9 protein-coding genes are annotated in these 7,163 nt (G+C 60.2%); 5 read left to right on the top strand and 4 right to left on the bottom strand.

Features of this window, described 5'->3' with window-relative positions; all coding sequences use genetic code 11:
• Positions 1 to 261: 261 nt before the first annotated feature.
• A complete protein-coding gene (locus MK745_RS19365) occupies positions 262 to 906 on the top strand; it encodes a TetR/AcrR family transcriptional regulator (RefSeq protein ID WP_243614818.1) in 645 nt (214 codons plus the stop codon).
• A 17-nt stretch (positions 907 to 923) separates the two neighbouring features.
• Positions 924 to 2,234: an enoyl ACP reductase FabMG family protein gene (locus MK745_RS19370; protein WP_243614819.1), complete on the top strand. Its 1,311-nt coding sequence runs from the start codon at positions 924 to 926 to the stop codon at positions 2,232 to 2,234.
• Between the two features lie 168 nt (positions 2,235 to 2,402).
• Here MK745_RS19370 and mobQ read toward each other — a convergent pair whose 3' ends face one another.
• Complete coding sequence (gene mobQ / locus MK745_RS19375; protein WP_243614820.1) at positions 2,403 to 3,653, bottom strand: MobQ family relaxase; 1,251 nt, start codon at positions 3,651 to 3,653, stop codon at positions 2,403 to 2,405.
• 154 nt (positions 3,654 to 3,807) lie between these two features.
• Here mobQ and MK745_RS19380 point away from each other — a divergent pair, with 154 nt between their 5' ends.
• Together MK745_RS19380 and MK745_RS19385 are read left to right on the top strand one after the other, a co-directional pair.
• On the top strand, positions 3,808 to 4,068 hold the full coding sequence (locus tag MK745_RS19380) for a hypothetical protein (RefSeq protein WP_243614821.1): 261 nt from the start codon (positions 3,808 to 3,810) through the stop codon (positions 4,066 to 4,068).
• Positions 4,065 to 4,619, top strand: a complete 555-nt coding sequence (locus MK745_RS19385; protein WP_243614822.1) for a hypothetical protein — start codon at positions 4,065 to 4,067, stop codon at positions 4,617 to 4,619. Before MK745_RS19380 ends, MK745_RS19385 begins: the two co-directional genes overlap by 4 nt.
• Before the next feature lie 6 nt (positions 4,620 to 4,625).
• Here MK745_RS19385 and MK745_RS19390 read toward each other — a convergent pair whose 3' ends face one another.
• Together MK745_RS19390 and MK745_RS19395 are read right to left on the bottom strand one after the other, a co-directional pair.
• Positions 4,626 to 4,934 (bottom strand): type II toxin-antitoxin system RelE/ParE family toxin, encoded by a 309-nt coding sequence (locus MK745_RS19390; RefSeq protein WP_243614823.1) that lies wholly within the window; start codon positions 4,932 to 4,934, stop codon positions 4,626 to 4,628.
• Entirely contained in the window at positions 4,931 to 5,191 is a 261-nt protein-coding gene (locus MK745_RS19395; RefSeq protein WP_243614824.1) for a CopG family ribbon-helix-helix protein, read from the bottom strand. Before MK745_RS19395 ends, MK745_RS19390 begins: the two co-directional genes overlap by 4 nt.
• A 301-nt stretch (positions 5,192 to 5,492) precedes the next feature.
• Here MK745_RS19395 and MK745_RS19400 point away from each other — a divergent pair, with 301 nt between their 5' ends.
• The gene (locus MK745_RS19400; protein ID WP_243614825.1) at positions 5,493 to 6,500 is read left to right on the top strand and encodes a replication initiator protein A; all 1,008 of its coding nucleotides are present in this window, start codon (positions 5,493 to 5,495) and stop codon (positions 6,498 to 6,500) included.
• Between the two features lie 3 nt (positions 6,501 to 6,503).
• Here MK745_RS19400 and MK745_RS19405 read toward each other — a convergent pair whose 3' ends face one another.
• Positions 6,504 to 6,941: an excisionase family DNA-binding protein gene (locus tag MK745_RS19405; protein WP_243614826.1), complete on the bottom strand. Its 438-nt coding sequence runs from the start codon at positions 6,939 to 6,941 to the stop codon at positions 6,504 to 6,506.
• Positions 6,942 to 7,163: the final 222 nt, after the last annotated feature.

A 7,163-nucleotide genomic window follows, 5' to 3' on the forward strand; every position in this document is an offset into this window, starting at 1 on the left:
AACGCCTCGCCGATCCCGCCTCCGATATTTGTGGTCTCCGGCAGGATCGGCGAGGCGTTCTACAGCCGAGGCTCACAATAGCGTACCTTCCTGCCATTCGCTGCACTCACTCGATCTCCACTGCGCCAGCGAAGATCTTCGGGAGGAAGGGCAACTCGAGCGTAAGCCCGTGCATCTTGCAGGAAGCGTAAGAATTGGCCCCAATGTTGACATCGACAACATTTCGTAACATGAAGGCGGCGCGAGAATTTGGAGCTTACTGTGGCAAAACGCCTATATCATCACGGGAACCTTCGCGGTGCATTGCTTCGATCCGCTGTTAAGGTGCTGAATGAGACAGGCGTGGAAAGTCTGAGCCTGCGCGAACTCGCACGGGACTTGGGCGTCAGTCACGCGGCACCGATGCGGCACTTCGCAAGCAAGGCCGATCTGCTTCGCGCTCTCGCCGAGGAAGGCGTCGACCTTCTCATTGATAGGATGCGGGGCGCTGCAACGGCCCAAAGCGGTCGGGAGAGGCTTCGCCAGATCGCGAACGCCTACATTGATTGGGCGTGCAGCCATGCCGCCTACCATCGCATCCTGCGGAACCCTGATGTGGTGCGCTACGCTCAAGATAGTCTATCGGAAAAGATTGAAAAATCCGCAGAACTGCAAAGGGTCGAGATTCGGTGCGCCCAGTCCGAGGGCTGGCGGGCCAATGCCGACAGCGAAGTGCTGCTTCAGCATCTGATCTCACTTACCGCAGGGCTGGCCATCGTCGCTACAGACCCTGTCTACCAAAGGGCGCTTGGCGGACTGACGAGCAGCGATCATCTCGCCAACACGCTCGATCTCTTCTTCGGGCCCGAGGGGGAGGCGAAGCGCGACGCGGTTCCATTTTCTTACGCTTTCTCGGAACATTCTTGAACAGCTTGGAGCAGAATATGGTTGGCCCGTCCTCTCTCACGAAAATTCCCGACAACACGCTGTTTGGCGAAGGCGACATCTTTGTCCTTTTTGGCGAGCTTTTCGGGCGGGGCTATGCCACCGGTCTCGTTGATGCGGCGAAGGCGGCCGGCATGACGATCCTTGGGGTCACCGTGGGGCGACGTGACGATGACAACCGCTTGCGCGCCCTGACGGAAGAAGAATTGTCTGCCGCTGAGGCGAACCTCGGCGGCAGGATCATCAACGTTCCACTGATTGCAGGCTTCGATCTCGACGCGCCTGACGGCGAACCGACACCGACAGATCTTCTGAACGAAATGACGCTCGATGGTTGGCAGAATCACAATCTTGACTGGGATCATGTAGAGCGCTGCCGTCAGATCGGGGTGGCTCGGTTCACCTCGGCGATTGGCAGGGTCATGGAGCAGCTCGACGGAATGATCCCGGACGGCCGCAACGTCTTCTTTGCACACACCATGGCAGGGGGCATTCCGCGTGCCAAGGTCTTCATGGCCATCGCCAACCGCATCTACAAAGGTCGCGGTGCGCGCTATATGTCCTCACAGACGCTGATCGACAGTGATCTCGGCAAGCTGATCCTGCAAAACTTTGACGAAGTCACGGCACATAGCTTTGGCCATCTTCTGGACGCCAGCGGAGCCATTCGCCAACGCATCGAGGCTACCGGCGGACAGGTCCACTACACCGCCTACGGATATCACGGCACCCGAGTCCTGATCGGCGATAAGTATCGCTGGCAAACTTACACCAACTACACCCAAGGATATGCCAAGATGCGGCTGGAGAGCATCGCCCGCGCGGCTTGGGATGAAGGCATCAAGGCCACCGTGTTCAACTGTCCAGAAATCAGAACCAATTCATCTGACGTATTTGCCGGGATTGAATTGTCACTGCTGCCGCTTCTGTCGGCCCTGCTTAGTGAAGGGGGGGGGGCAGTCGCCGAGCGGCTGTGGCAGCAATGCCAGGATTTGTTGCAAGAAGGTGTGTCGCTTGAAGACATCCTGAAAATAGTCACCGACTATCAAAAGGATCCGGTGATGGAGCCTTTCTACAGCTTCGAGGCTTGGCCTATGGCCAACACAGGGGAGCAGGTGGAGAAGACCGTCGGAACGTCACAGAAAATCGTTGCCCTGCACAGCGACCGCAAACTCCTGATCAGTGACCTCCTCAGCCAGCACGTTGTGACCGCAACAGGAAAGCTGATCTTCGACGAAGCATGCGATCCGACCGGGCCAGTGCTCTGGTTGGACCATGATCTGGTAGCGCAGAAGATGATCTGCGCTTGAAAAGCGCCACCTGAACCAGACCCGGTTTACCATCGCAGTCAGTTTGGACCCCTTCCAGTCATTCGCCGCGGCCTGCGCGAAAGGCAGGCCACCGAAGAAGCAGGCGTAAAACGATGGCGCCCTCCCGCCCCCCATAAGGCGGGGAGGGCGCGGGCGATCCGCGACAACCTATAGACTGTGCCCACGGCCCCGGTCGCGGTCGCGGTCGGCGATGCTGTCCCGTTCCTTTTCGATCTCCTGCTGACGTTCCAGCTCACGCTCCCGTGCCGCGTCCTCTGCAACCTGCCGTTCCTGGGCCTCGCGGCCCTCGCGCAACGCGGCGGCACGATCAGCGAGTGCATCCCGGTCGATCCCCGCCGCCGCCTCGCGCAACCGCGCTGCCAAATCCTGCGGTGTCTCCCGCTCCGGTCCTGGCGTGGCAACCTCCTGAACCTCGTCCCGGCCTTGATGGGCCTCCCACGCTTCTCGCATCCGCGTGGCAATGTCGGGTTCCTGGTCCCGGCCATCACGGCCCCCGGCAAGCGCCAGCTCGGCCTGCCCAGACCCCAGACGGTCCAACACGCGATCCGCCGCCCGGTCCAGCCAGTCGCGGACATGCCCCGCCAGCTCGCGGGCAACCTCCATTACCTCGGCCGCCCGCGCCTTGGCCTCGTGCCAGGCCCCGACGCGGCCGACCTCGATGCCGCGTTCCTTCATCTGCCACGCGCCGGGGGAAAGCTGGGGCAGGGGCGGGCGGTCCAGTTCGATGGCCCGCACGGTCTGCACCAGCTCCGCGCCCTCGTCGCCGCGCTCCCGCGCCGCCGAGGCCAGCTCAAGCGCCTCGTCGCGCTGCGCCACGAGAGTCCGGTGATCCACGCGGTCCTCGATGCCGGCGCGCTCAAGGGCGATGTTGCTGTCCCGCGCCCAGGCTTCGCGCCAGCCTTCCAGAACCTCGACCTTGTTCCAGTCGCGGTTCTTGGTGGTGAAACCTTCGGGGCCAATCTCGCGGGTGGTGAGCAGAATATGGGCGTGGTGGTTGCGATCATCGCCGTCGCGCCCCGGCGCGTGCAGGGCGATATCCGCAATCATGCCACGGTCCACGAACTGTTCCCGGGCGAAGTCCCGGACCAGTTCGACACGCTGCGCATGGGTCAGCTCGGCAGGCAGGGCCACACGCACCTCGCGGGCGACCTGGCTGTTCTTGCGGGTCTCGGATTCCTCGACGCGGTTCCACAGCTCGGATCGGTCGCGGACCCAATCCGGCGCATGATCCGGGGCGAGAATTTCGGTATGATCGACACCGCCCCGAGCCGCGTAATCGAAGGTCAGCCCGGTACGGCGGTCTTCGATACGCTCCGCCACGCGATAGGCAATCGCCGCCGTGGCGCTGCGGCCCTGGCTGCGGGAAATCATCGAAGCTCTAAGGTGATAGATCGCCATCCGGTGCCGCACTTCGCTTAGGGGTCGAGGGGAAACGCCAGTCTCCCCCGCCCACACAAACGTGCAGCGTTTGTATAAGTGGGCACTTCGTGTCTTGCACCGTACCTCTCAACTGGCCGATAAGGCAACACCGGCAAAAAGAACGAGGGCAGAAATGGCGCGCACGATTGACCAGCAGATAGCAGAAACACAAGCCAAGCTCGCCCGCCTAAAGGAACGACAGAAGGCCAGCGAAACCCGGAGGAAAATCATTGTTGGATCGGTGGTGATCTCCAATGCGCTCAAGGAACCGGAAAAGGCCCGTGCCCTCGCCGCCCTCTTGCGCCGGGCTGTTACGCGGGAAGTCGATCAGAAGGAGCTGGTCGGGCTGATCGAGGAACTGGACCAGGCGGCGACGAAGGCGGATCGGTCGTGAGCAAAGACCCGTTCCAGATACTTGCCGACGAGCTGACCCTGATCCGTAAGGATATGGACCAGCTTCAGCGCACCAGCCTCGACAAGCAGGAAGCCGAAGAGCTGCACGGCTTCCTCGCCGATGCGGTCGAGAAGATGCACGCGGACACCCTGAAAGCGCCACAGGCCGTCAGGAGCGCCTTGAAGGCTGACAGGGACCGGATGGTCGAAGGGGCCACACAGGCAGCCACAGAGGCCGCTGAGCGCGTTCTGAAGGGCATCAGGGCGGAACTGTCCCAAGAGCGCCAGAAGCTTTCACAGGCCGCCGGAGAGGCCCGCAGGGAGGCCTGGCGCTGGTTTGGTGGGTTCTGGGTGTGGTTGGCCTCTATGCTCGCCACAGGCATCGTTCTGGGCTTACTGATCGCCTATGGAATGGAAACGGCCAAATCGGCGTTCTCCATTGATGATTTGGTGCGCTACAACTGCGGCAGGTCGTGGTTCGGCGGACAGGTGGTCGAGCAAGAAAACGGATCGAGCTTCTGCGCCTTCTGGATTACCCAGCCGGATCAGTGATCAGGATCAATCTGGCCATTCTTCGGCAGACCAGTCGCGTGACGTGTGGATCACCCGGACAATCGCAATTTCTTCTTCGCCCCTTCTCTGCGTGATCGCGTAGGCGAGGATGTAGGGCAGGTTTGTCACCGATTTTTCGTAGGTGCCAGTCACTCGTCCTGGGCGTCCTATCGGCATGTCTCCGAGGGCCAGGGCCGTTCTGTCGATGGCATCGGCCACGCGGCGGGCGGCTGATGGGTTGTCGGCGGCGATATAGGAAACCTGGTCGGCAAGATCGGTCAGCGCATCGGCGGACCAGCGAACGGATCGGCTCACGCGGAGCCGCCCGCCGCAACCTCGATCGCCCGTCGTACGGATGCCATTGCGTCTTCATGGCTGACCGTCCGGCCCGCTTCTACGTCTGCCAATCCGCGCTCGATGCCTTCGATGATTGCCAGCTCGCGGTCCACGTAGGTTTCCACGGCCTCGGCTGCGAGGAAGGATCGGCTGCGCCGTGTCCCGTCCGCCAATCTCCCCAGCTTTGCTTTGAGCTGCGGATCGAGTCGGATCGTCATTGTGGTGCTGGTGGTCATGTCACGATCTTTCTAAGCATGTGTACATCTGAACACATACATTGTTTTGAGGCTTTTGGAAAGGGGCGGACCAAGCAAACCCCTAGTGTTAATAGTGTTACCTACGGAGTATGTTACGGGCCTGAAAATCGCCCGTAACCCTATGGCTTCGAAAGGGGAAACTATCCACAGGGTTCCGAAAGGTGCGAGTCCGGGTTCCGAAAGGTGCGAATTTGGGTTCCGAAAGGTGCGAAGCGATAGCGGTTCCCGATAGTGCGAATTTGTGGTTCCTGATGGTGCGAACTGCTGCTATAGCTTCTGCATGGCCTTGCTTCCTGATCGACACCCTCAAAAAGACTTCTTCATCCTCGATATCGCCGATGTCGTGCCGAAGGATGATACGGCGTCGATGGAACACCCGATGTTTTCGCTGGCAACAAAGCCGGACATGCGCCACCTGCACTATGAGGCCGGGGATGTTCGCTTGGAGATTACGCCGTCCTATAACGGCCTGCCGACCATCTTCGACAAGGACATTCTGATCTTCTGCATCAGCCAACTGATGCACATGAAGAACCGTGGCGAAAAAATCGGCAAGCGTGTCAGGTTCACGGGGCGGGAGCTTCTCGTCTCAACGAACAGACCCACCAACAACCTTGGCTATCAACGCTTGGAACAAGCCTTCAAGCGCCTGCGGGGAACTACCTTCAAGACCGACATTCGGACGGGCGACCGCATGGAAACCCGTGTTTTTGGCCTGATTGACGAAGGTGGATTCGTCATGCGTGAGGACGGTTCTTGGCGGCTGGATTATTGCGAGGTGGTTCTGTCAGACTGGCTCATGCGGGCTATCGATTCCGATCAGGTTGTCACGATCTCGAACGACTACTTCCGCTTGCGCCGCCCACTGGAACGCCGACTCTACGAGATTGCGCGGAAACATTGCGGCAACCAGCCAAAATGGCACATCGGCCTTTCCAACCTTCAGCGAAAAACCGGCAGCAACGCCCCTCTCAAGAAGTTCCGGCTCAACCTTCGCCAAATCATCGCCGACGATCATACGCCCTTCTACCGAATCGAGCTGACGGGCGATGATCTGGTGATCTTCCGGCCCCGGAATACGAGGACACAGATAACGCCTGCAATCACCTTGCCGGATTGGGCCGAAGAAAAGGCTCGCACAGTGGCACGGGAGAAAGGCCGGGACTACCATGCCCTTCGAGCTGATTGGCTGGCCTTCGCACAGGCGGAATCGGCCAAGGGCAATCCGCCGAAAAATGCGGGTGCCGCCTTCCTGGCCTACTGCGGAAAACAGGACAGCCTGCGCTAGCGGCTATCCAAACAACCGACCCCAGAAGCCCTTGCGCGGCTCGGCTACCGCCTGCGGTCGCAGATCGACCAGGAGTGCGTGAAGCTGGTCTTCCTTGCGTTCCGCCCGCTCGGCCCGCTCTTTCAGATCTTCAATGCGTTGTTCCAGAAAACCGCGTTCGCGCTGGTCGGACTGGACCTGGGCACGAAGCTTCTCAACTTCGGCCTGCAACGCACTGGTTTCATGGGGCGTTTCAAGTGTTTCAGCAGGGGTTGCAATTCGCTTCGCAGCACCGTTCCTGTGCCCGTTAGCATCTTTCCACCGTTCCAGTTCCGCCGCGTCGATGCTGTAGGAACGATCATCCAGACGTTTTGCGCTAAGCTTCCCGTTTTTTATGGCTCGGGAAAGCGTTGGCTTGCTGAATCCGACTGCTTTTGCAGCTTCTCCTAGGGTGTAACTCATGGGTGTAACTGCTCGCTCTCATAGGGTTGCAATTCGCCTCATCTACCTGTGAGGTTTACAGTTACGCATGTTACACCCTGCTGGCGCGATCTCCAAACGCCTCGCCGATCCCGCCTCCGATATTTGTGGTCTCCGGCAGGATCGGCGAGGCGTTCTACAGCCGAGGCTCACAATAGCGTACCTTCCTGCCATTCGCTGCACTCACTCGATCTCCACTGCGCC

It is taken from the genome of Shimia aestuarii (genome assembly GCF_022814865.1).
Classification (GTDB): domain Bacteria; phylum Pseudomonadota; class Alphaproteobacteria; order Rhodobacterales; family Rhodobacteraceae; genus Shimia; species Shimia aestuarii_A.